This is a genomic window from Cognatundibacterium aquatile (assembly GCF_014699135.1).
GTDB classification, from domain to species: domain Bacteria; phylum Pseudomonadota; class Gammaproteobacteria; order Burkholderiales; family Burkholderiaceae_D; genus Undibacterium; species Undibacterium aquatile.
This window is the reverse complement of the sequence record NZ_JACOFT010000003.1, coordinates 497,267-521,054: the sequence shown is the minus strand read 5'-3', so window position 1 is coordinate 521,054 and position 23,788 is coordinate 497,267. Positions and strand designations below refer to the sequence as shown.

Here is a 23,788-nt window from a genome sequence, read left to right as displayed (position 1 = left end):
TCTGACCAGATATTGGGCTTGCATTCAAACGGGCAATGCAAACGCATTACGTTTACGTAAACGTCATATCTGCATTGTATCCAAGTTTGCCGCACCGCTAAAAGAAAAAAGATGCTCCGCTGTTCTGGCACGCATCTTTTTTATCTGAATCAAATATTCCGTTTATATCTGTGTCTTTTTCTAATTTGATCTTGCATCTATTTCTGTACCGACACTGACAGAATCCCCTCGAGTGGAGGTACAGCAGGAACGAGGACGACAGCGGCAGATGAGGTAGAAACACTTGCTGTGCTACCGCCAGCCGACTGTAGTACTGGATGCGGATGCGGCAACAGCGGCACAAGTAACAAGGCAACAATATTAATAATTTTGATCAAAGGATTCACGGCTGGTCCGGCGGTGTCTTTATAAGGGTCGCCCACCGTATCACCGGTCACAGCCGCCTTATGCGCCTCTGAGCCTTTGCCACCGTAATGACCATCCTCAATATATTTCTTTGCATTATCCCAGGCACCGCCACCGGTCGTCATAGAAATGGCGACGAATAATCCTGTCACTATCGTTCCCATTAATAATCCACCCAAAGCGGCTGGTCCCAGCAGCAAACCAACGAGCACTGGCACAATCACGGGCAACAGCGACGGCAAGATCATTTCCCGGATAGCTGACGTGGTCAGCATATCGACCGCCTTGTCGTACTCTGGCTTGCCAGTGCCATCCATGATGCCTTTGATTTCGCTGAACTGGCGGCGCACCTCCACCACCACGGCACCAGCGGCACGCCCCACGGCTTCCATTGCCATTGCACCAAACAAATAGGGAATCAATCCACCTATAAACAGCCCAACAATGACCTGAGGATTAGACAAATCAAATGCGGTCGATTTACCGACCGCATCTAAAGCATGGGTGTAGTCGGCAAACAATACCAATGCAGCCAGACCCGCTGAGCCTATCGCATAGCCCTTGGTCACCGCTTTGGTGGTGTTGCCAACCGCATCCAGCGGATCGGTAATGGCCCTGACAGACGCTGGCATTTCTGACATTTCAGCGATACCACCGGCGTTATCTGTAATCGGGCCATACGCATCAAGAGCGACGATGATGCCCGCCATCGACAGCATCGCCGTCGCAGCAATCGCAATACCGTATAAGCCGCCAAAGCTGTAAGAACTCAGAATGGCAGCGCACACCGCCAGCACCGGCCACGCGGTCGATTTCATCGACACACCCAGACCGGCAATAATGTTGGTACCGTGGCCGGTCGTCGATGCCTGGGCAACGTGCTGCACCGGCTTAAAATCGGTTCCTGTGTAATATTCAGTGATGTGCACCATCAGGCCAGTCAGCACGATACCAACCACGGTCGCGCCCATCATGCGCCAGCGCATTGCGTCGTCGGGCCACACCAGCCAGGTAACGATCGCAAAGCCGATCAGCGACAAACCGGCGGCCCACCATAAGCCGGTATACAGCGCTGACATGATTTTTTTACCGGGTCTGGCTTTGACAGCAGAACAACCGACAATCGAGGCGAGTATCGACACCGCCCCGAGCAGCAAGGGATAAACAATCGCTTGCGTGACAGCGTTAGTGACGACCAGTGCACCCAGTAACATCGTCGCAATCAGCGTCACGACATAAGTTTCAAATAAATCTGCTGCCATACCTGCACAATCACCGACGTTGTCACCAACGTTATCGGCAATCACGGCAGGGTTGCGCGGATCATCCTCAGGAATACCTGCTTCGACTTTACCGACCAGATCCGCACCGACATCGGCGCCTTTGGTAAAAATACCACCACCCAGCCGGGCAAAAATAGAAATCAGCGAAGCACCGAAGGCGAGTCCGATCAAGGGCTGAATCACATCATGCTGACTCAGCATCAGTCCCATGCCATGTGGCGCGGAGAGTATGAGTATCCAGTAAAAACCGGTGACGCCTAACAAGCCCAGCCCTACAACCAGCATGCCGGTAATCGCACCACCACGGAAGGCGACATCCAGCGCTTCATTCATCCCTTTGGTCGCGGCCTGCGCGGTACGCACGTTCGCCCGTACCGATACATTCATGCCGATAAAACCACAGGCACCCGACAATACCGCACCGATCAGAAAGCCGCAGGCAGTTGTCAGCCCTAGCCCGGGAATCGCGGCAATCGCAATGAAAAGGATCACGCCCACCAGTGCTATCGTGCGGTATTGTCGTGCCAGATAAGCCGATGCACCTTGCTGTATCGCCGCCGCGATTTCCTGCATACGCGGTGTGCCAGCGTCCTGCTTTAATATCCAGCGGCGCGACAGCAAACCGTATAGCACGGCAATCATGCCGCATGCGATCACAAACCAGAGACTCGTTACCATGGTGACTCCTCCTGTTGTTGTAGTTGTCAGACAGCGTCATCTGAGGCGTATGCTCAGAGACGACAGAAAAACTCAGTACATGACCAGTTCAGGCACAACAGGAGCAGAGACGAAAAAAAGCGGACATATTGTCCGCTTCCTCTTACTCCTCTTATTCCGCTAATGCAGCGAAGGCGCTGTCGCGTATGGTCTCGACTGGCCCTACTCCCGCAATCTTGCGGTATTTAGGCGCGCCGGGCTGACCTGATTTCGCCCAGTCACCATAATAGCCAACCAGCACTTCTGTTTGTTCGTGATAGACAGACAAACGTTTTTTAACGGTTTCTTCTTTATCGTCGTCACGCTGTATCAGATCTTCACCTGTCACGTCATCTTTCCCTGCTACTTTTGGCGGATTGTATTTAACATGATAAGTACGACCTGAACCCGGATGCACACGACGGCCGCTCATGCGGTCAACAATCGCTTCATCAGGAACATCGATTTCCAATACATAATCAATCGCGACACCAGCTTCTTTCATCGCATCGGCTTGTGGCGTTGTACGCGGAAAGCCATCGAACAAGTAACCGTTTGCACAATCGCTTTCTTTCAAACGATCTTTGACCAGACCGATAATGATGTCATCAGAAACCAAACCACCTGCATCCATGACTTTTTTTGCTTCCAGACCGAGTGCGGTACCGGCTTTGACTGCGGCGCGTAACATATCGCCTGTCGAGATTTGCGGAATATTGAATTTTTCTTTGATGTAATTAGCCTGCGTGCCTTTACCAGCACCTGGCGCTCCTAACAAAATAAGACGCATTTTATTTCCTAAGACGAGTTTGAATTTGCTTGCACGCTCGCAAGGGAGCATGCGGAATCTTTTTTAATTTACTGCGTAACACTACGGAATTGTTTTTCTTTTAGTAGTAATAACACAGAATCTTTTCACGAAACTTACCACAATTTCAGGGCTTATTGCTGTCTGAATATGAAATCAATCCAGAGTTCATCAATGTTTTAGCTCATTTTCCTGAAAAAATACGACGAACCCGTTCCAGATCTTCCTGCGTATCCACACCGGCTGCCGGGCTATCCTGCGTCACGTGCACCGCAATCGGATATCCATGCCACAGCACGCGCAACTGCTCCAGCGCCTCGATCTGCTCCAGAGGCGAGATATCGAGTTGCGGGTATTGTTGTAAAAAATCATTGCGGTACGCATACAGACCGATGTGGCGTAGCGGCGTATAGCCAGCCGGCAAATGATCACGACTCGCGGCAAACGCATCGCGATGCCAGGGGATTGTTGCACGCGAAAAATACAAAGCGCGGCCAGATTTATCCAGCACCACTTTCACCACATTCGGATTAAAAACTTCGGCCACTTCGTGCAAGGGATGTGCGGCGGTCGCCATCGGTACCTGCGCATTCACCAGCGCAGCGGTTGCTGCAATCAGCGCCGGGTCGATTAAGGGCTCGTCGCCCTGCACATTCACCACTACCGCGTCCGCGGGCAACTGCATGCTGGCGGCCACCTCAGCAATCCTATCCGTACCAGATGGGTGATCCGGGCGCGTCATGCACACAGGCACACCGTGCGCCTCGCAGGCAGCGACAATATCGGCGTGATCGGTTGCCACCATGATCGCACTGGCACCGGATGCCAGCGCACGTTCGGCAGTGCGCACCACCATCGGTTTACCAGCGATATCCGCGAGCGGTTTATTTGGCAGGCGACTCGATGCCAGTCGCGCCGGAATAATGGCGATAAAACTCATACGGCGCCCCGTTCAGCGCGCGTCGATTTCTTCTTGCGTCAGGGTGCGCGCCTGATCTGTCCACATGACAGGAATATCGTCACGCACAGGAAACGCCAGTTTATCGGCATAGCAAATTAATTCTTGCGCAGCTTTGTTGTACACCAATGGTCCCTTGCAGACAGGACAAACCAAAATATCAAGCAGGCGAGCTTCCATGCTTTTTCTCCGAAATCATTTGAAGTAGATCTGCTGCAAATGTGCCGCCGAGTTGCGCCTCAACAGGCACAACCCAGATGCGGGCATCGTTTTGCAATGCAGGAATTTGTCGACATTTTACTGCATCCTTTTCCGTGATCAGAATGCAATCGGCAGCGATGGCCTGAAAAGTCGCGGCATCGAAAGCGAAATGATCCGGCAACGCCACGCCTTCACATTGCAGACCCGCGTTGACCAGCGTAGTAAAAAAACGTTGCGGATGACCGATGCCAGCAACCGCGCACAAACGCTTTGCAGCAAAATTGGCGAGGGGCTGACGACATTCCGGCTCCGCCAATTGATACGCCTGTTGCGCCTGTAATTGCATGCGAACCGCGTCAGCAGGAATACCGGGCACCGCTGCGGCGCTGATCTCTGCGGGCGCATTGAGGACGGTGAAATCACGCCTTCTTTGTACCGGTTCGCGTAAAGGGCCCGCAGGTAACATCCAGCCATTACCTGCACCACGCTGATCGAACAACATGATTTCGATATCGCGCGCCAGAAAATAATGCTGCAAGCCATCGTCGGCAATCAGGATATCGACGTCCGTATGCGATGCCAGCAATGCCCGCCCCGCAGCAACGCGATCCCGCCCGACAGCCACCGGAACACCCGTCCGTTGCGCGATCAACAGCGGCTCATCGCCGACCTGGGACGCAAGCGCGCCCGCCGTCAGCAGCGTCACGTTATCGGCTTGCGCCCCATAGCCACGCGAAATAACGCCGGGCCGATAACCCGCCGCCTGCAATTGCTGCACCAGCCAGATCACCAACGGGGTTTTGCCAGTGCCACCGACATAGATATTGCCAACCACAATCACCGGCACACTGAGTTTCGCTTGCGGTTTGTAACCCAGCACAAACAAGCCGAAGCGGAACGTGACAATCAGCTGAAACAGTCTGGACAGCGGCCACAACAAGCACGCCACGACGCCGCGCTTTTGCCACGCCTGCAACAGCCAGGATTCCAGCCAGACCCGCATCTTTCTTCCTCTGCTAAAAAACAAGCGGGGAGTAAGATACTCCCCGGTAGTATGCTATTCAAAAATGAAATTGTCCGCTAAAACATTGGGGTTGTGGGCATCGTATTCACATACTCCCCAAAATCAGCACCCCGGAGAGGCTTATTTGCTGCGGCTTCCAGCCTGGGCTGCGAATGTCACTTTGGCTAATCCGGCGATACGCGCCGCTTCCAGCACATCGATCACCGATTGGTGCGTCGCCGCCCGATCTGCATTGATGATCACAACGGGCTCAGCCTGCGCGCCAGTCGAGCCCTCGGCCAGCGCTGCACTGGCATGCCGCAAATCCTCGGCCAGCGTCGCAGTATCCAGAAAAGAAACCGCCTGATTATTGATCTTGTAGCGCCCTTGCGCATCGATACCGATATCAATCTGATTTGGCTTTTCCTGTGCTTTTTCGGCGTCTGCAGTTGGCAGTGTGATCTGTAATTCGGTGAAACGGCTATACGTTGTCGTCACCATCAGAAAAATCAGGATGACCAGCAGCACGTCAATAAACGGGATCAGGTTAATTTCAGGCTCGTCCCTGCCCTTTCCTTTACGAAAGTTCATATTTACTTTCTGGCGCTATGCACGACATCAACGAATTTGACTGCCTGTTGTTCCATATCGACCACGAGACTGTCCACCAGGGCTCTGAAATGACGATAAGCGACCAGCGCCGGCATCGCGATCAGCAGACCAAAACCCGTGTTGTACAAGGCAACCGAAATACCATGCGCCAATTGCGCCGGATTCGCGCCCGTCGCCGTTTGTGAACCGAAAATTTCTATCATCCCGACCACTGTGCCGAACAAGCCCATCAATGGCGCCAATGAGGCAATCGTGCCCAGTGTCGTCAAGAACCGCTCCAGCTCATGTGCGACCGCCGCACCAGCTTCTTCGATGGACTCTTTCATCACTTCGCGTGGCGCGCTGACGTTGCGCAAACCCGCAGCCAGTACTTTACCCAGAGGGGAATTGCCAGCGAGCTGCTGTATTACTTCCGGCTTTACCTTACCCGACTGATACACCCGTATCACTTCATCGAGCAGGGTCGATGGCAGAATTTTATTGCGGCGCAAGGAAAAACTGCGCTCAATAATCAGCGTTAAGGCGATCACGGAAGAGATCAACAACAGATAAATAGGCCAGCCGGCAGCTTGAATGATGGCGAACAAAGCGCACTCCTAGTAGGTTCAGAAATCCAACCCCGCAATGTAGCGCTTTGTGTGCTGACGGGCAAGGGCACTGATGAAAAAAACGACGTCTGTGCATATCTCCCATGTTTTACACAAAATCTGTGCGCAAGCTTGTGGATAAGTATGGCATAGCACCGTAAGCCTTTGAAATAAAAAAGATTTCCGGTAACGCTCAAGAATTAGGCAACCTTGATCAGGGTAAATACCGGGTTTTCCCGGCCATATTTTTTCTTATTTCTGCACACTTTATGTGGACAAGCTTGTGCACAAGCGCTGCGAAACAAGTTAAGTCCATGATTTATAAATAGATTAATCTTCTGCAAATTATTTAGGCAAAGTGCTTTTTTTCAGCCATTTTGCTCAAAATAACAGCAAGCCTGTACGCGCAGTGGACAACTCCATTGTTTTGCACAAATTATGTGGACAAATTTGTGCAGAATGCTGAAAAAGAGCTGCAATTAATTGATTTATATAGATAAATATAATCAGCTTAAAAATTGGGCAAATCAGGTTTTGAGGCTGTTCATTAGCTTTTTATGATCACAAAACCGAAAGTATCCGGCCTCTGCAGAGGATAACTCTGACTTTTTGCACATTTTTTGTGGACAACATTGTGAAAAAGACTGGGGAATCATGTTAACTCCATGATTTATATCAACTATTTTATAAAGCCTGTTTTTTAAGCACACGCTAAAAAGACGAGATCGCAAAGAAATAATTACTTACAAAGCAAGTTTTTCTGTGAATAAGTCCATTTTTCTCACATTTTTTGTGGACAAGACTGTGCAAAAGGAAAAGAAAACGCACTAACTCCATGATTTTATTCAGAAATACTGTTCTGCATAAAATATAAGCAAAACCTGCTTCCCGCCACTGCGTTGAAGATACCCACAGTTTATGCACTTATTCTGTGGATAAGTTTGTGCACAAGCCTTGTATCGTTCTGTAACTCCATTGATTTGTAAGGATTTTTTCATATTGCCTGATTTATTTGCAGGGAGATTGATAATAAAAATCAAGGACTTATATTCAGAATTTGCATTTCTTTTGACTTATTACTGTCGTAATGACATGCTGGTGACCGCCACAAGCTTCTGTGGACAGCTTTTTTGATTGTATGCCTCATGAACACTGATTCCCGCCCTTCAAACTCAATTGCGACAAGCGCTGTCATCAGTGTTTCGGCGCTTAACAGCGCCGTAGCGCAATTATTGGAACGCAATATCCCGCTGACCTGGGTTTCCGGCGAAATATCGAATTTCACCCGCGCCAGCTCTGGACATTGGTATTTCACCCTCAAAGACAGCGAGGCTCAGGTGCGTGCCGTCATGTTCCGGGGTCGTGCACAATATGCCGATTTCCAGCCGCGCGAGGGCGATAAAGTCGAGGTGCGGGCGCTGGTGACGCTGTATGCGCCGCGCGGTGATTACCAGCTAAGCGTGGAAGCGATACGTCGTGCCGGGGTCGGCAACCTGTATGAAGCTTTTTTACGTCTGAAGGCGCAGCTGGGCCAGGAAGGCTTATTTGATCAGGAACGCAAACGTCCGCTGCCGGTGTTTCCAAAAACCATAGGCATCATCACCAGCCCGCAGGCAGCCGCATTGCGCGACGTGCTGACGACATTGCGCCGTCGTGTGCCACATATTCAGGTCATCCTGTATCCGACGCTGGTACAAGGCGAAGGGTCTGGCGCCAAAATCGCGCAGGCGATAGCCACCGCTGCCGCACGCGAAGAATGTGATGTGCTGCTGGTCTGCCGCGGCGGTGGCAGCATAGAAGATTTATGGGCATTCAATGAAGAAATCGTCGCACGCACCATCGCCAACTGCCCCATGCCAGTGATCGCGGGCATTGGCCATGAAACCGATTTTACGATTGCCGATTTCGCCGCCGATATGCGCGCAGCAACGCCGACGGCAGCGGCAGAGCTCGCGGCCACACCACGTGCCGACTGGATCGCCGGGTTAGAACAGCAACAACAACGCATGCAAAGAGCAACGCACAGACAACTCGCGACCCAGAATCAGACGCTGGACTGGCTTTCACGCCGTCTGCTCAGCCCGGCAGCGGCGATTTCATTAAAACGACAGCAATTACAGCATTGCCTGCAAAGTTTGCGTTACAGCAGCGGAATTCCCTTGCAACGTTCGCGCCACGCACTGACACAACTAAACACGCAACTGAAAAACCAGCGCCCTGATGTGAATTCGGCACGTACACAGGTAAACGAACTCCGGCATCGCTTGCAGCAATGCCAGCGCCACACGCTGTCACAGCAACGCCAGCAACTGAGCGCGCTGCAAACACAGCTGGAATTACTGAATCCGCAACGCACGCTGGATCGTGGATACGCGATTATCCGCGACCACAAAGGCAAACTCCTGCGTTCAACACACGAGTTGCACCCGCAGAGTCTGGTCAACATCCGTCTGGCAAACGGCAGTGCTGACGTGGGCATCAGCAGCGTCCAGACCAGTCTGGATCAATGAGAGCAAACCGGGCGACCCGATGAAGTTGATAGCATAGTCTGAACTGGCCCATGCTATCTGGCGGCACAGACGTAATCCGGAAAACCACACGGCGGCGCTGCAAGCTTTTGCACAAACGCTTACAATGGCTGTTTTACCCGTTCGTCGTTCAAACGGAACCCACTGAAGAAAACTAAAAGGACACATCATGGAACATACCTTACCGGCATTGCCCTATGCATTGGACGCTCTGGCTCCGCACATTTCCAAAGAAACACTGGAATATCACTACGGCAAGCATCACCAGACTTATGTGACCAACCTGAACAACCTGATCAAAGGTACGGAATTCGAAAATTCCACGCTCGAAGAAATCGTTAAAAAATCTTCCGCCGGCGTATTCAACAATGCTGCGCAAATCTGGAATCACACTTTCTACTGGAATGGCCTGAAACCTAATGGTGGTGGCGCTCCTACTGGTGCACTGGCTGACGCGATCAACGCAAAATGGGGTTCTTTCGATGCATTCAAAGAAGCCTTCAATAAATCAGCTGTCGGCAACTTCGGTTCTTCATGGACATGGCTGGTGAAAAAAGCTGACGGTACATTAGATATCGTCAACACATCGAATGCAGCGACACCGCTGACAACAACAGACAAACCACTGATCACTTGCGATCTGTGGGAACACGCTTACTACATCGACTACCGTAATGCCCGTCCAAAATATCTGGAAGCATTCTGGGCGCTGGTTAACTGGGATTTCGCTGCAGCGAACCTGGCGTAAGTTACCGTGTTACCGGGTCTGTTCTGACATCAGTCGGAACAGATGAAAAAAACCTGTGCATGTTTCGGCATCACAGGTTTTTTTTCATCTATGCCCAAAATGCTTTATGCGAAGATATAGAAAAATGGTCGCCAATATCTGGTAGCGACGCTCGCATCCAACACCCGGACAACAACGCAAAACCATTAAACATCCACCCTGAACGAATGAATCTCGTATGCAATCAAACCAGAGCTTGTTACTGAAATCTTTGCCCGCCATTTTCATCTTTATCTGGGCGTCCGGTTACGTGGTCGCCAAGTATGGTCTGCCCTATGCAGAGCCGCTGACGTTTTTATGCATGCGCTATCTGGGCGTGGTCGTTATGATGCTGACGCTCGCCATACTCATGCGTGCACCGTGGCCCGCCCGCAAAGACCTGTTACCGATTGCCATCGCGGGCATACTGATGCAAGCCTTGTATCTCGGCGGTATCTGGTGTGCCGTCAAACTCGGCATGCCTGCTGGTGTGGCGGCGCTGATCGCTAATATCCAACCTATTCTGACAGCGGTCATGGGGCCGTTCATCGGCGAACGCATCCGTGGCAAACAGTGGCTGGGGCTGGCTTTCGGTATCGCTGGCGTGGGTCTGGTCGTGGCGAACAAAATTTCTGTCGTCGCTTTGTCACTGACCAGTGTCAGTCTGGCCGTGATGGCCTTATTTGCGATGACGATAGGTACGCTGTATCAGAAAAAAACCTGCCCTTCGTTTGATGTGCGCACCGGGCAAGTGATTCAATTTGCGGCGTCGCTGTTAGTGACCGCGCCATTTGCATGGATGCTGGAAACGCAAACTATATTATGGACACCACAATTTTTCGGCGCACTTGCATGGTCTGTTCTGGTGCTATCCGGTATTGGTATCTCCGTTTTGTACATCATGATACGGCACGGCGAAGCAACCAAAGTCACCAGCTATATGTATCTGGTACCGGCCGTCACCGCTGCGATGGCGTGGCTGATGTTTGGTGAGCAATTCACCCTGACCGCGTTAGCAGGAATGAGTATTGCGCTGGCAGGCGTGGCCTTGGTCGTCAGACCGGCACGCTGACATAAAAGATTAAAAAATCAAAAGGCCTGAAACCGATGTATTTCAGGCCTTTTTAACGATCACTCGCGGTAAGTCCGCATACGGATAGCACCGTAAATAAATAATGCACCGACCAGCACTCCGCACCAGATATTCAGATGCAGGAATGTATCCCAGCTATCCGTTGGTGCTGAACGCACGATAGAATCCAGCGCATTTTTAAACCCGTTATGCTGCTTGAGTAATTCAGCATTCAATAACCAGCTGAATGGCAAAAGACTAAATAGCAAGCGCCCCAGCCACAAATAGACAAAAGAATCGAGCGTCATATTCAACGATTTGCAGAGCAGAACCAGCAACAAAAAGACGGCGACCGGCCCCAGTACTGCCCACAAACCGACCCGCTTGGTCAGCACGCTGGAGACCAGTAACAACCAGCCCACCGTTGGTAATGACCACAAAATAAACACCGGAAAAACTCTTAAGGTATCAAGAACCGGCGACCAGAGTCCTGCATGACTGAATACCGATAAAAACAGCCAGCGCCCTTGTAAAGCATGGCCGATGCATAAGATGCTTAACGCCAGAATATTGGAAATGATTGAAGCGACCAACATGAAAAGAGGAATCGCCAGCACTCCGAACAACACTTTGGCCATCACCGTTTGCGCGTCAGAGACCGGCAAAGATTTCCAGAACAGAATACTGTGGTCTTTCCTTTCCTCACTCAGGGCTCCGGAAAAATACGAGTACATGAAAAAAATCATGGCAACGCAAAAACCAAACATCCGCCCTGCCAGGCTATGTCCGGCAATGCCATCCACTTCGTTACTCAGTTGCTCGGCTGTCAGTACAGCACCAGGCAAGATACGGGATGCGCCAGGGTCTTGCATCACGATGGCAGAAATAATTGCGGATACGACAGATAAAGCTATCAGGATCAAACCCGTCCGGATAAATAACTGACGGCTCTCCCACCATTCCCGCAATAATAAAAACTTCATCGTTTTCATACTTTCCCCCCCTTCATCATCGCCACAAATAAGTCGGCAACACTCGGTTGTCTGGTTTCTCCAAATTGAGCCAATTGTTCACGGTTGACACCGTCAAACAACATCGTTGTCTGCCCAAATGTTTTCCGTTGATCGATAGGCTGCAAGGCTTGCGCACGATCGACAAATTCATCACGCACAATCAATTCGATAAAACGACGCTCCAGTTCCTCCATACTGGATGAGAGGCGAATTTGCCCATCCTGGACGAACATGACATCGCTGAGTACGTGCTCGATTTCCTCGACCTGGTGCGTGGTGATGATGATGGTTTTGTTCTGATCAAAATAATCTTCCAGTAAATCCTGATAGAACTGTTTGCGATAAAGAATATCCAAGCCCAGCGTCGGCTCATCCAGCACCAGCAGCTTCGCATCAATCGCCATCACCAGTGCCAGATGCAGTTGCACCACCATACCTTTCGACATGGATTTAACTTTCTGTTGCGGTTGCAATTTGGTCTTTGCCAGAAAACGCTCCGCTTTCGTACGATTGAATTTCGGATGCACGCCCTCAACAAAATCGATTGCCTGACGTACGGTCAGCCACGAAGGTAATATCGCCACGTCAGCAATAAAACTGATTTCCTGCATTAAGGCGTCACGCTCACTGCGCGGATTCAGCCCCAGTACCTGCATTTCACCGTCAAACGGGGTCAATCCAAGTATGGCTTTGAGCGTCGTCGTTTTGCCGGAACCATTTGGCCCGATCAGACCAACGATGCGACCAGCCGGAATCTCAAAACTGATATTGTCCAGAACACGCTGCTTACCGTATTTTTTACAAAGATTTTTTGCGGAAACCACGACGCTCATGATTCATCTCCTTTAGTCTGGCCGCGTTTCATTTGCGCCAGCAATTCATCTGCGCCTATCCCTAAACGGCGGATTCGATCCAGCATGGCTGGCCATTCTTCTTCGATAAAACGCTGCCGCTCGGTCGCCAGCAATTTGTCTGATGCACCTTCCGTCACATACATACCTATTCCCCTGCGTTTTTCCACTAAAGATTCATCGACCAGTTCCTGATACGCCTTCGATACCGTGATCGGATTAATCTGATAATCCGCAGCAATCTGTCTGACAGAAGGCAAGGCATCGCCTGGTTTCAGAACACCGTCCAGTATCATGGCTTGCACCTTCTCCTTCAGTTGCCGATAGATCGGCGACTGATCATGCCAGTTGACACTCATATTCCCTCCTCATTTTCATTGACTGCACCAAACGCGATGCCGTCATCCATTCAGCTTCGATATATCGCTACATTCACACTCCACTTCGACATGAATTAGTGTTGTAGTTAACTATAACACCAAAACAATAAGCATCAAGAACTTTTGATAACTTTTATTCTCAGCAATTTCGCGCATCCCAAGCCAAATGAAAGGAACCAGATAAAAATAGTTATATCTGCCAGGAACTCTGTCCACAGGTGCAAGTCTATGCAGTTCGTCTGCAAAATAGATGTCTCTTTTTGCATGTGGAAAATGCAGATACATCCTGTATTTTTCGCATCAGAGAGCAACTGATCAGTTGCTCTCTCCGTTCCAATCTATAAAAAAATGAAGGCAAGTGCTATGTTTCCGAAATTTATCCCCCTCAGTATTGCCCTTGCATGCTCAGGCGCAGCGCTGTTACCGCAGCAAATCGCCCATGCTGCGCCGGCCAGCAATGTCGTTGCTAAAGCCGCCCCTGCCGAGCTGACATTGGAACAGGTTTTTCGTGCCAAGCCCTACGCCGGGCAGTCTGCGAAAGTGATCAGCTTCAGCCACGATGGCCGCTACCTTGCTTACGTCTGGAATCCGTTTAATGAAATCGGCTCTGATTTGTATGTGCACGATACACAAACAGGTGAAACCCGCCGGATCACTTCTCCAGCACTGATGAAGACTTTCGATGCACCGGAAGTGTGGGATCGATTCGAGAAGAAAGCGAAGCAAAAAGAAAAAGAAGAAACAGAGCGTCAGGCAAAAGCAGAAGCCCACGCGGCTTATCTGCGTGGCGAAAAAGTCAATCTGCAACAATGGGAAGAAGCTGGCTTAGAAGAAGTGAAGCGTGAGCTAGCCGATAAAAAAGCCCGCGATGCGAAGAAGAAAGCCGAAGCTGATGCCGAATCCGCAAAAGAAAAAGCGGCTGAAAAAGCAGCAGCAAAAACCAGTGGCACGGCCGATACTGCGGTAGCGAAAGCGGACGACAAAAAAGACAGTAAAGCCGATAAAGACAGCGACAAACAAAAAGAATTATGGGAACTACGCGATGAACTGAAAAAGAAAATCGCCAAAGAAAAACTGAAACCCAGTGACCTCTATCCCGGTGTCGATTATCTGGTCTGGGCAAATAAAAAGAATGAACTGATATTCCAGTATCGCGGCGATTTATTTCGTCTGCAGGCAGCCAGCGGCAAGGTAGAAAGGCTGACGCAAACCGATAAAGCAGAACGCATCGTTGCTTATCGCGCGGACGACAAAGGCTATATCTATATGGATAGCACGAGTCTCTACAGTGCCGCCTTTGACAACAGTGCGATTCGTCAGTTGAATCGCGAACTGATCCATCCCGATGATGCAGAGAAAAAATATAGCATCGCCAACACGGTGCTGAGCGAAGATAAACAATGGATGGCGATCTCCGCAGTGGCACCCGATGTCGACGAAGAAACCGGTAAAGTGAAACCATCTTCTGAGCGTCAGGTTGAAATCATGAATTACAACGAGCGCTTTGCGACAGCAAAAAAAGTGCCGCGCGAAGTCTCGGATGACAAGCGCAAAATCCCGGCAACGGCCTTATACATTCGCCGCGTGACCGATACATCTGTCCGTCAGCCACAACCGGTATTCACTAACAACGGCGGCGATGTCTGGTTTGAAATGAGTAAAGTCAGCTGGGCGAAAGATGGCAGTCGCTATACATTTTCAACCTGGGAACGCGAAAAAAATCTGCTGCGCATTTATGTAGGTAAAGCAGAAGAAGGTGTCAAGCCAGCACTGGTGTTTGAACGTCGCGGCAATGTCGGCCATGAAGTCGTGAATGTGCTGGAGCCAAAATTTACTCCTGACGGAAAACAGTTGATCGCGGTACTTGACGAGCAGGGATATCGCCAGCCCTACATCATCAGTACCGATAACAGCAATGGCAGCGGCAGCGCTAAAGCCATTCTGAAAGGTGATTTTGAAGCGCATCAGATTATCGGCTTTACACCCGACAGTAAATCGATGTTCGTGCTGGCAAATAAAGACGACTTCGCGTCAATGAATGCATACAAAGTCGATATCGCCAGCGGAGAAATGAAAGCGCTGGGACAAACCCGCGACTTCCATCGTGCCAGCGATGTTGCCGACAGCGGCGACAAACTCGCCAGCGTTGCAGGCCAGTGGTCAAACCGTCCGGAATTAAAACTGATCGACGTGAAGACCAGCAAAATCACACTCCTCACGCAAAGTCACGATCCTCAGTGGCAAGCGATTGATGTACAACAACCGGAACGTTTCAGTTTCACCAACCGCCATGGCGACCAGATACAGGCGTATGTTTTCAAGCCAGCGAACTGGAAAACCAGCGATCTGCGTCCCGCCATCGTGTACACCTACGGCGGCCCGTTGAATGACAGACACATCATTGAAACCGACAGCTTCCAACAAACGGCCTATATGTTTGGCATGTATATGTCGGCAAAAAATGGCTATGTTACGGTTGCCGTTGATCCGCGCGGACATTCCAATTACGGTCGCAAATTCAGCGATGCAAACTGGGAACAGGCTGGCAAACCGCAAACCGAAGACCTCGAAGATCTGGCGCAATTCATGCAAAAAAACTTGGGTGTTGATGGCCATCGTATCGGCCTGACAGGATGGAGTTTCGGCGGTTTCCAGACCCAATACACGATGTACACCAGCCCGGACACCTTCGCTGCAGGGATTGCAGGTGCAGGTCCGACCGAATGGGAAAACTACAACAGTTGGTACAGCGGTCGCACCATAGGCAAGACTGAGCGCAGCAAGCCTAATCTGCGCAAATATTCTTTATTGCCACTGACAGCGGGGTTGAAAAAGCCACTGCTGCTGGTACACGGCATGCAAGATCCTAACGTGCTGTATCAGGACACGGTGAACGTCTATCGCGCACTACTGGAAAATGGGAAAGAAACGCTGGTCGATCTTTTCCTCGACCCGGATGGAGAACATGCGCTGGGCGGTGCAATCAAAGCCAAAGCTTGGCACAAAAAATATGAAGCCTTTTTCTTGCAACATTTAGGCTCAGGAAATAAATAAAACAGATAAATCTGAGTGACGTTGACTGAGACAGTTACACGCATCGTCACTCTGTTTTCTCGTACTCCCGCGCAATGCGGGAGTTTTTATTGGGCAACGCATACTGCATTTTCGCAAGTACCAAGTGTCTATGTCTTCCCAGACACAGCGTACGCTGATCTGTAATGAGCTTTTACGATCAATATCGTTACGGCAAATTGGAGAAATTATTACCGTTGTGAACGACACTGATACACGCAATAATCGCTTACACTTTACTCTCGAACAAGACGCTATAAGAAAGTCACTATGAACGCCTTTTCACAATATATGTATTCTGTCCTGCGCCAGGTAACGCAGGAATTCCGCCAGTTCGCATCGAAATGTGCGCTGGCGATGTTGCGTACACCGCTGCCGCGTATTTTCGTCATCTGTATCGCGATTGCTCTCGCGATCAGTCTGATTCCATTTGTACTGAGCTTATTTGTGCTGTTTGTTTTACTGAGAGTATTTCTCGGCCTGCTCAAAACACCGCAGCAAAATCACACTTACGATCAGCAGACATCTCAGTCTTATCAGCAACAACGGATTTACATCAAACGTCTGCGCCGGGATGAATAAAATCGACACGGCGCCATAACGACTTAAATCCATTTCGCCAGATCGGCATGCATACCTTCCCGGATTAAGCTGGGTGTCAGGCCAGTCCAGCGTTTAAACGAACGACGGAAATTATTCGCGTCGTGAAAGCCAAGATGCTGTGCCACCGCCTCATTGTCGATTTGCTGCGTTAAGAACAAATGCAAAGCAGCATGTGATCGCACCTGGTCTAACTCCGCCTGAAAATGCGTGCCGTGTTTTGCAAGATAGCGTTTCAGCGTCGCAGGGCTGCAGAAAAATTCCTGTGCTGCCTGATCCAGCGTCGGTGCACAGCGTATGTGTTTTAAAAGATAGTCGTACAGTGCATTTAATAAACTGGGCGTATTCTGTTTTTGTTCTGCGACACTCGCTTGCAACGCCAGCTTAACCGCCACCGGATTGCCGCGCGGCCATCGTCGGTCGAGCATGTCTTCTTCAATCAGCATGGCATCAAAGTGGCAATTGAATTTCATTTCCGATCCCAGATGTACTTCATATTGTTCGATGTAACGCGGCGCCCTCCGGTTAAAACAAAAGCGCCATGGCAAGCGCTCCCCACTCAGCCAGCGACACATAGCGACCAAAGCGGCCATGTGCATCTCCGTTAATACCGAACGCTGTGCCGGGGCTCCATAACTGTCCATCCAGTAAACGACAACCCAACCTTTACCACGCTTGAGTCTGGGGCACATTAAGGGCGATAGTTGCGTTGCGTATGCAATTAATATCTCGAGTGCTTCACGCAAACTTCCGGCGTGTAATAAAGCATGACTGACACCGTCAATATGACCCGGCAACATCTGCTCACCGATTAAAAAGCTGGTGTCGTTGGCATCCAGGGCTTTAGTCACGTTCATCAGTAAGCGTAAATATTGCTGCGGGCTGATCATCCTATGTGCGTCTTCGGTTGCCGCGATATCGATGCCTGTATCGAGCAATATCTTCGCTTCGCTTACTTCCCGGTTACGGGCAAATTCGATCAGCATCGCCGGATGCTGACGCATAGCGATACGCGCATCACTTATGTGGTGATAAGCAATCATGCTGCACAGGTGTGATTAGCGGTCGCCAGTTCTGAAGGCGTCGCCCCGGGACAGTCAATTCCACGGCTGAGTTCCTGCAACAGACTGTCTGCATCTCCGTCTGATGCAGCGCAGGTATAGCGCAAACCAAGCTGCACCAACTCGCGTTTTGCGAAATGACGCATTCCCTGCACCATCTGGCACAAATGTTTTGCCAGCTCATCAGCATCTGCCACAGTCGTTTCAGGCATGACAATCGCAAAACGATCACCGGCATAACGACACAGCACATCTTCATTTCTTAAATTCAGCAGCAGCATGTGACTGACCGCTTGCAGCACGCGGTCGCCTTCATGCTGGCCGAACTGACGATTAATCTGATGAAAGGAATTGATGTCCAATAAGACGACGGAACAAACCGCCGCGGGGTGATTTTCTTTTTCCAGACGGATTTGCAAGCGCAGATAATCCGCATCACTGAGTTGCGTCACTCTGTCGTACGGTTTGTGTTCTCGAAATAAGCGTTCACGCTTTTGTAAATGTTCATTCAGACTGAATTGCTCTATGCGCCAGTAATACATACCCGCCGTCAAAATCAGCATACCGCCTAAAGTCAGGGTGTCTTCCAGCCAGTTATCCCAGACATCCTCCTTGGGGATCGCAAAAAACTCATCCATACAATCAGCCCAGGAACCCAACATGATAGAGGCGAGGCCAAGCGCCAACAGCAGCGTGACCCGCCCTTTAGGCCGGCTGCTAAGCGTCATCAGCAGCCAGACACCCGCCATGATGGCAGTGCCGCCTTCACCGACAATATCCATCCAATGCCATTTATAGAACGGTTTGAGTACACCGACATAAGCGTACAAGCCACTCAAAGCGATCAGCGCGACGATACTCGCCAGAATCAGATTACGATGTAAGTGCAGCATGCAAGTCCCCGGATAAAAACTGGCGCGAGAATAACTGGCCTGTATGACAAATTCATGACATCAAAATCAATGACCAGCATTGCTGCAGCAAAAAACAACAGGGGTGCAAACAGCTCACGTATTACAGCAAAAAAACAGCGAATTCATCTCTACACTCTTTGCCGTCCCCGGTTACAGCGGCAATGACAGCGATTAACAACGTCAACGCAAGTCAATTCAGCTCATTTTTCCTCGTCGTCGCATCGTTTCCTGGACTATGCCTCTTTCTGTCTGATTCCTGTCATCGAAACGACATATTCGGGCTCCAGAATCCGCTCATTCTTTTTACTGATGAATGACAAAGAAATGAAAACCCGACAAAGACCTGCTGCATACTTTTCCAACCCTGACGTACAGGCAATCTTCCGCCTGTCGGCACTCACCATCGGCGTTCTTGGCCTGATCAGCACAGCGCAAGCGAACGACATCGCCCTCGCTGCTGCCAGTGATGTGGTAATCAGCGGGCAACGCGTGAGCATGCGCAAAGCCATTGAGGCGCAAGAGAAAGCGAATAACATCATCAGCGTCATCAGCAGCGACGACATAGGCAGTCTGCCGGATAAAAATGCAGCAGAAGCGCTTGCCCGCCTGCCGGGCGTGTCAGTACAGCGCGATCAGGGCGAAGGCCGCTATGTGGTTGTGCGCGGTCTCGGTGCAGATTTAAATGCAGTGACGATCAATGGTGCACTGGTGCCTTCGCCGGAAGCGAGCCGGCGTGCTGTCGCACTGGATGTGCTGCCATCGGGTCTGATCCGCTCTCTGGAGGTAACTAAAACCCTGCGTCCCGATCAGGATGCCAACTCACTCGGCGGTTCAGTAGAAGTCAAATCGCTGACAGCATTCGACATGCCGGGGAAAACACTGACTGTGAATACCGGAGCAAGCTACGATCAGGTAACCGGAAAAACCAGCCCAAATGCGGGCGCATTGTGGGCTGATCGCTTTCTGGACGGGAAACTGGGCATTGCTGCCGGCATCAGCGCTGAGAAACGCAGTTTTGGTTCAGACAACGTAGAAACTGGCGGAGCATGGGATAACAACCGGCTCGGAGGCATTGAATTCCGCGATTATCTGCCGGAACGTGAACGCCATGCTTATGCTCTTAATCTTGATTATCGCGCATCCAGAGAGCAGCAATATTATCTGCGCAGTTTCCTCAGTGATTTCAGCGATGACGAGGTACGCGACCGTCTGACTGTCAGCAATTTCAGCGGTGGCAGCATCAGCGAAAGCAACACCTCGACTGCGCGCGCAGAGCGCCGCCTGCGGCAACGTAAATATACGCAACAGATCAGTTCTTTGGTTGCAGGTACAGAGCAACACATCTCAGGCTGGAAAATGGAGGCCGCCGCAGCGTCTAGCCGTGCAACCGACGATACGCCGGAATCAATTAATGATGCACGGTTCAGAGGTACAGCTAACTTTGCCGGCGTGGGATTTACGGATAGCCAGTTACCGAAACTGATTGCACCCGCAAGCCTGTCTGATCCAGCCAGCTACGGATTAAATGCGATCACATTACAGCAGCGCTACTCAAAGGATACCGAGCAGCATGCGCAGCTGGATATGAGTCGCAAACTGACATTCGATCAGCTGGAATCCACCTTAAAATTCGGCGCGAAAGTCAGTCGTCGCGAAAAGACCAATGATACCGATCAATGGACTTATAACAGCAGCAAAACCACCAGCGGAAATTATTGGGGTACCGGTTCTACTTCTCTCAGCAGTTTTGTTCAGGGCACGCTGGAATATCCATTTACGAACATTGGTGCAGCTATCAGCCCAGCTCTGATCCGCGCCCGTATTGCCGGACTCAACCGGGCGAATGCAAAACTCGCGCTGGAGTCCGCGATCAATGACTTCACGCTGAATGAAGATATCGATGCAGCCTATCTGCAGAATACATTTGATTTTGGTCACTGGAATATTCTTGCCGGCGCGCGAGTTGAGCGTACTAAATTTAACGCAGCAGGAAGCCAGGTCAGCGGCAGCACCATCCAGCCTGTTACTCGTGAGCGCTCCTACACCAACTGGTTACCATCGCTGCATACACGCTATGATCTGGACAAACATACCAGCGTGCGCGCTGCCTGGACAAGTGCCGTGGTACGTGCGAATTTCAGCCAACTGGCACCCGGCATCAATCTCGCCAGCAACACAGAAGCGACGATAGGCAATCCAGATCTGGCGGCCTTGAAAGCATCGAATCTTGATCTGGGTATCGAGCGTCAGTTAGCGCACGATGGCGTCGTATCCGCTTACCTGTTTCATAAAGATATTAAAAATTTCACTTATACAACCAACCTTGCTGGCACAGGTCAATGGAAAAACTATACGACAGCAACTTCATACGCGAACGGTGACACGGCCAGCATTCAAGGAATAGAGCTCGCGTATTCACAACCGCTGCGCATGTTACCCGCCCCCTGGAAATATGTACTGATAGGCGCCAATGCGTCGTTTACCAATTCTGACGCCAATATCAGTCGCTTCGATGTTGCCAGTGGTAAAACGCTGGCACGCAGCATACGTTTTCCAGGGCAGTCGAAACGCGTGATGAATCTGATGCTGGGCTATGAACATGGCGCCGTCAGTACGCGCCTCGCGTTGAATTACAAGTCACCGTATCTGCTGGAACTCGGCTCCGATATTCTGCGGGCGGATCAGGATCGCATCGTTGAAACCCAAAAACAGCTCGATTTTTCTTTGTCATATCAGTTAAACAAACGCTTCCAGTTAGTGTTTGAAGCGACCAATCTGAACAATGAAAAATACTATGTTTATCAAGGGTCGCCACAATACAACGCGCAATACGAACAATACGGACGCACCTATAAAGTCAGCCTGAAAGCCAGCGTCTTTTAAGGCTCAGCAACACAGCATGCCTGAGGGCTTCTGTGGCGGGACTTCTCCGGGTGTGCCCGCCGGAGAAGTCCGCGCAGCGCACTCGCCAGACATCTCCTTTCCGTGCTTTTACGCAGTCTGTGAACGCGGCATTCCTTTTTATTTTTTCATTTTATTTATGCGTACTCTTTCTCTACAAGCTCATCTGCTGCTGGCTTTGAGCTTACTTACACTGTCACCGTTGAGCAATGCTGCGTCGCCGGCTCCGTCACTCCATACATACGCGAAAGATGTGCCGGTAGCACTTCAGCGGGCACAGGAACTGGTGAGATTGCCGGATGGCGGCTGGCTGATGCTGGATAAAAACAGCCTGCGCCTGATGAGTGCCGACGGCACGGAACGAGCACGCTTTCCCGTGCGGGCAAAGCATCTCGATACCCGCCCGCATCCACAAGGCGCATATGCGATGTTGCTGGAAGCAGAGACTCAACGCAGCCTGCCTTTTATCGTTGATACACATACCGGCGAATTGCTCGCCCAACCAGCACTGCCATCGCCGGCATTCGCCCTCGAAAGTAGCTGCCTGTATCGTGATGCGCAACAACAGGATCACGTATTTTTGATCGGTAAAGAAGGAATCAGTGAACAATGGATACGCTACGGCAGCAGCTTTCAACTGCTACGCAGACTTGCGTTGCCACCACATATTCGTCATTGCCGCAGCGATGACACCCAACATACCCTGTATGTCAGTACCGCAGAAACAGGTGTATGGGCAGTCAGCGCGGATGCCGAAAATTTATTGCATCACTGGCCTGTTGAAACACAGCGTACCGCAGTAAAAATCTCCGAAGGTGCGTCGACAATCGTTGCCTTAGCGGGCGGCGTCGCAATCGTGGACGAACAAACGCAGCAACTGCATCGCTACCATCAACAAGGAACGCATTGGGAAAAATTAGCATCCCAGCCGCTCCAACAAAGCAATCTCAGCAAGCTGGCACGGGCGACCTCAACGAAGAAAATTACAACGACTACCTCATCTGAGTTGCCTCTTTTGCTGAGAAAAAACAGTGCAACCAAGGCTTGGCAGATGCACACCATTTCCTGGAATAAAACCCCTTCAACAACCGATAACAGCATCATTATTGCAGCCGATGCACAAACTGAGGTTGTCGCCCGCTACGGCGACGCGGCTGATGATCCGGCGATTTGGGTACACCCCTCAGACCCGGCGCAGTCACGCATTCTTGGCACGAATAAAAAGCAAGGTTTGCTGGTCTATAACCTGCAAGGAAAGCAATTGCAGTCGCTGGAAAGCGGACGCCTGAACAATGTTGACGTACGCCAGAATATCCACTTCGAAAACACCGATGAACAGCAGCGTTTCGATCTCGCGCTGGCAACACAACGCGATGACAACAGCCTGGCGTTGTACACAATTGCAAACGATGGCGAAGTACGTGAAGCGGCACGTCTACCAACTACGCTGGAAAAAATATATGGGTTTTGTCTGTACCGTCCGCAAAGCGGAGGACTGGAAGCATTCGTCAATGACAAAGATGGACGTTATCAGCAATACCGGATCAGATACATCGACGGAAATTTCAGCAGTCAGTTAGTACGGAGTTTTAAACTCGCGACACAACCTGAAGGCTGTGTCGTCGACGATCAGCGTGCACGTATTTTTATCGGCGAGGAAAAACATGGCATCTGGGTCACCTCAGCCGACGCAGAGCAAGCGGCGATATTAGATCTGGTGATGCCGGTCGGGAAGCAGCTGGTTGCTGATGTCGAGGGTCTGGCGCTGTATCAGGGGAAAAAATCGTCGTATTTACTGGTATCAAGCCAGGGAGATAACAGCTATCTGGTGCTCAATGCGCAACCGCCATACCAACTGCGAGGAAAATTCCGTATCGGTACCAATCTGAGCGCTGGTATCGACGGCACTTCGGAGACTGACGGCATTGAAGTCAGTTCTGCCTACCTCGGATCACATTTTCCCAAAGGCATGCTGGTCGTACAGGACGGCTACAAACGTTTGCCGGATGGGCCGCAGAACTTCAAATACGTTCGCTGGGAATCAATCGCTGACCGCTTGCATCTGGAAGACTGAATA

Annotated in this window: 19 protein-coding genes; 7 read left to right on the top strand and 12 right to left on the bottom strand. The window is 50.8% G+C overall.

All coding sequences use genetic code 11. From position 1 onward, the window contains the following. Window positions 1–197: 197 nt before the first annotated feature. From H8K26_RS10835 to H8K26_RS10805, 7 genes are all read right to left on the bottom strand, one after another. The gene (locus H8K26_RS10835) at window positions 198–2,366 is read right to left on the bottom strand and encodes a sodium-translocating pyrophosphatase (RefSeq protein WP_190479436.1); all 2,169 of its coding nucleotides are present in this window, start codon (window positions 2,364–2,366) and stop codon (window positions 198–200) included. Between the two features lie 151 nt (window positions 2,367–2,517). After that, entirely contained in the window at window positions 2,518–3,174 is a 657-nt protein-coding gene (adk, locus tag H8K26_RS10830) for an adenylate kinase (protein ID WP_186896750.1), read from the bottom strand. 202 nt (window positions 3,175–3,376) lie between these two features. Next, window positions 3,377–4,132: a 3-deoxy-manno-octulosonate cytidylyltransferase gene (kdsB, locus tag H8K26_RS10825; protein ID WP_190479434.1), complete on the bottom strand. Its 756-nt coding sequence runs from the start codon at window positions 4,130–4,132 to the stop codon at window positions 3,377–3,379. A gap of 12 nt (window positions 4,133–4,144) precedes the next feature. Beyond that, entirely contained in the window at window positions 4,145–4,330 is a 186-nt protein-coding gene (locus H8K26_RS10820; protein ID WP_186883146.1) for a Trm112 family protein, read from the bottom strand. Further along, on the bottom strand, window positions 4,311–5,354 hold the full coding sequence (lpxK, locus tag H8K26_RS10815; protein WP_190479432.1) for a tetraacyldisaccharide 4'-kinase: 1,044 nt from the start codon (window positions 5,352–5,354) through the stop codon (window positions 4,311–4,313). Before lpxK ends, H8K26_RS10820 begins: the two co-directional genes overlap by 20 nt. A 141-nt stretch (window positions 5,355–5,495) precedes the next feature. Continuing rightward, complete coding sequence (locus tag H8K26_RS10810; RefSeq protein WP_190479430.1) at window positions 5,496–5,945, bottom strand: ExbD/TolR family protein; 450 nt, start codon at window positions 5,943–5,945, stop codon at window positions 5,496–5,498. A gap of 2 nt (window positions 5,946–5,947) precedes the next feature. Beyond that, window positions 5,948–6,553: a MotA/TolQ/ExbB proton channel family protein gene (locus tag H8K26_RS10805; protein ID WP_186883143.1), complete on the bottom strand. Its 606-nt coding sequence runs from the start codon at window positions 6,551–6,553 to the stop codon at window positions 5,948–5,950. 1,145 nt (window positions 6,554–7,698) lie between these two features. On the opposite strand from H8K26_RS10805, the gene xseA reads away from it, so the two are divergent. The 3 genes from xseA (at window position 7,699) to H8K26_RS10790 (ending at window position 10,919) form a co-directional block, all read left to right on the top strand. Further along, the gene (xseA, locus tag H8K26_RS10800) at window positions 7,699–9,063 is read left to right on the top strand and encodes an exodeoxyribonuclease VII large subunit (protein ID WP_190479428.1); all 1,365 of its coding nucleotides are present in this window, start codon (window positions 7,699–7,701) and stop codon (window positions 9,061–9,063) included. A gap of 187 nt (window positions 9,064–9,250) precedes the next feature. Beyond that, window positions 9,251–9,829 carry a superoxide dismutase [Fe] gene (sodB, locus tag H8K26_RS10795; protein WP_186883141.1) on the top strand — a complete coding sequence of 193 codons (579 nt, stop codon included), beginning with the start codon at window positions 9,251–9,253 and terminating at the stop codon, window positions 9,827–9,829. Window positions 9,830–10,046: 217 nt separating this feature from the next. After that, window positions 10,047–10,919, top strand: a complete 873-nt coding sequence (locus tag H8K26_RS10790) for a DMT family transporter (RefSeq protein WP_186883140.1) — start codon at window positions 10,047–10,049, stop codon at window positions 10,917–10,919. Window positions 10,920–10,978: 59 nt separating this feature from the next. Here H8K26_RS10790 and H8K26_RS10785 read toward each other — a convergent pair whose 3' ends face one another. Genes H8K26_RS10785 through H8K26_RS10775 form a run of 3 tightly spaced genes read right to left on the bottom strand, consistent with a single transcriptional unit; the run spans window position 10,979 to window position 13,142 of the window. Further along, window positions 10,979–11,911: an ABC-2 transporter permease gene (locus H8K26_RS10785; protein ID WP_190479426.1), complete on the bottom strand. Its 933-nt coding sequence runs from the start codon at window positions 11,909–11,911 to the stop codon at window positions 10,979–10,981. Next, window positions 11,908–12,765, bottom strand: a complete 858-nt coding sequence (locus tag H8K26_RS10780; protein ID WP_190479424.1) for an ABC transporter ATP-binding protein — start codon at window positions 12,763–12,765, stop codon at window positions 11,908–11,910. The genes H8K26_RS10785 and H8K26_RS10780 overlap by 4 nt, the downstream gene beginning before the upstream one ends. Continuing rightward, window positions 12,762–13,142, bottom strand: a complete 381-nt coding sequence (locus H8K26_RS10775; RefSeq protein WP_190479422.1) for a GntR family transcriptional regulator — start codon at window positions 13,140–13,142, stop codon at window positions 12,762–12,764. The genes H8K26_RS10780 and H8K26_RS10775 overlap by 4 nt, the downstream gene beginning before the upstream one ends. 384 nt (window positions 13,143–13,526) lie before the next feature. Between H8K26_RS10775 and H8K26_RS10770 the strand changes: the two genes are divergently transcribed. Continuing rightward, a complete protein-coding gene (locus H8K26_RS10770; RefSeq protein WP_190479419.1) occupies window positions 13,527–16,217 on the top strand; it encodes an alpha/beta hydrolase family protein in 2,691 nt (896 codons plus the stop codon). Between the two features lie 288 nt (window positions 16,218–16,505). Then, window positions 16,506–16,817: a hypothetical protein gene (locus H8K26_RS10765; RefSeq protein ID WP_186883135.1), complete on the top strand. Its 312-nt coding sequence runs from the start codon at window positions 16,506–16,508 to the stop codon at window positions 16,815–16,817. 23 nt (window positions 16,818–16,840) lie between these two features. Here H8K26_RS10765 and H8K26_RS10760 read toward each other — a convergent pair whose 3' ends face one another. Beyond that, a complete protein-coding gene (locus H8K26_RS10760) occupies window positions 16,841–17,878 on the bottom strand; it encodes an AraC family transcriptional regulator (protein WP_190479418.1) in 1,038 nt (345 codons plus the stop codon). Beyond that, a complete protein-coding gene (locus H8K26_RS10755; protein ID WP_190479416.1) occupies window positions 17,875–18,789 on the bottom strand; it encodes a GGDEF domain-containing protein in 915 nt (304 codons plus the stop codon). Before H8K26_RS10755 ends, H8K26_RS10760 begins: the two co-directional genes overlap by 4 nt. 345 nt (window positions 18,790–19,134) lie before the next feature. On the opposite strand from H8K26_RS10755, the gene H8K26_RS10750 reads away from it, so the two are divergent. Both H8K26_RS10750 and H8K26_RS10745 read left to right on the top strand, forming a co-directional pair. Continuing rightward, complete coding sequence (locus tag H8K26_RS10750; RefSeq protein WP_190479414.1) at window positions 19,135–21,693, top strand: TonB-dependent receptor; 2,559 nt, start codon at window positions 19,135–19,137, stop codon at window positions 21,691–21,693. Window positions 21,694–21,889: 196 nt separating this feature from the next. Beyond that, on the top strand, window positions 21,890–23,785 hold the full coding sequence (locus H8K26_RS10745; protein ID WP_223826966.1) for a phytase: 1,896 nt from the start codon (window positions 21,890–21,892) through the stop codon (window positions 23,783–23,785). The last annotated feature ends 3 nt before the right edge of the window (window positions 23,786–23,788 follow it).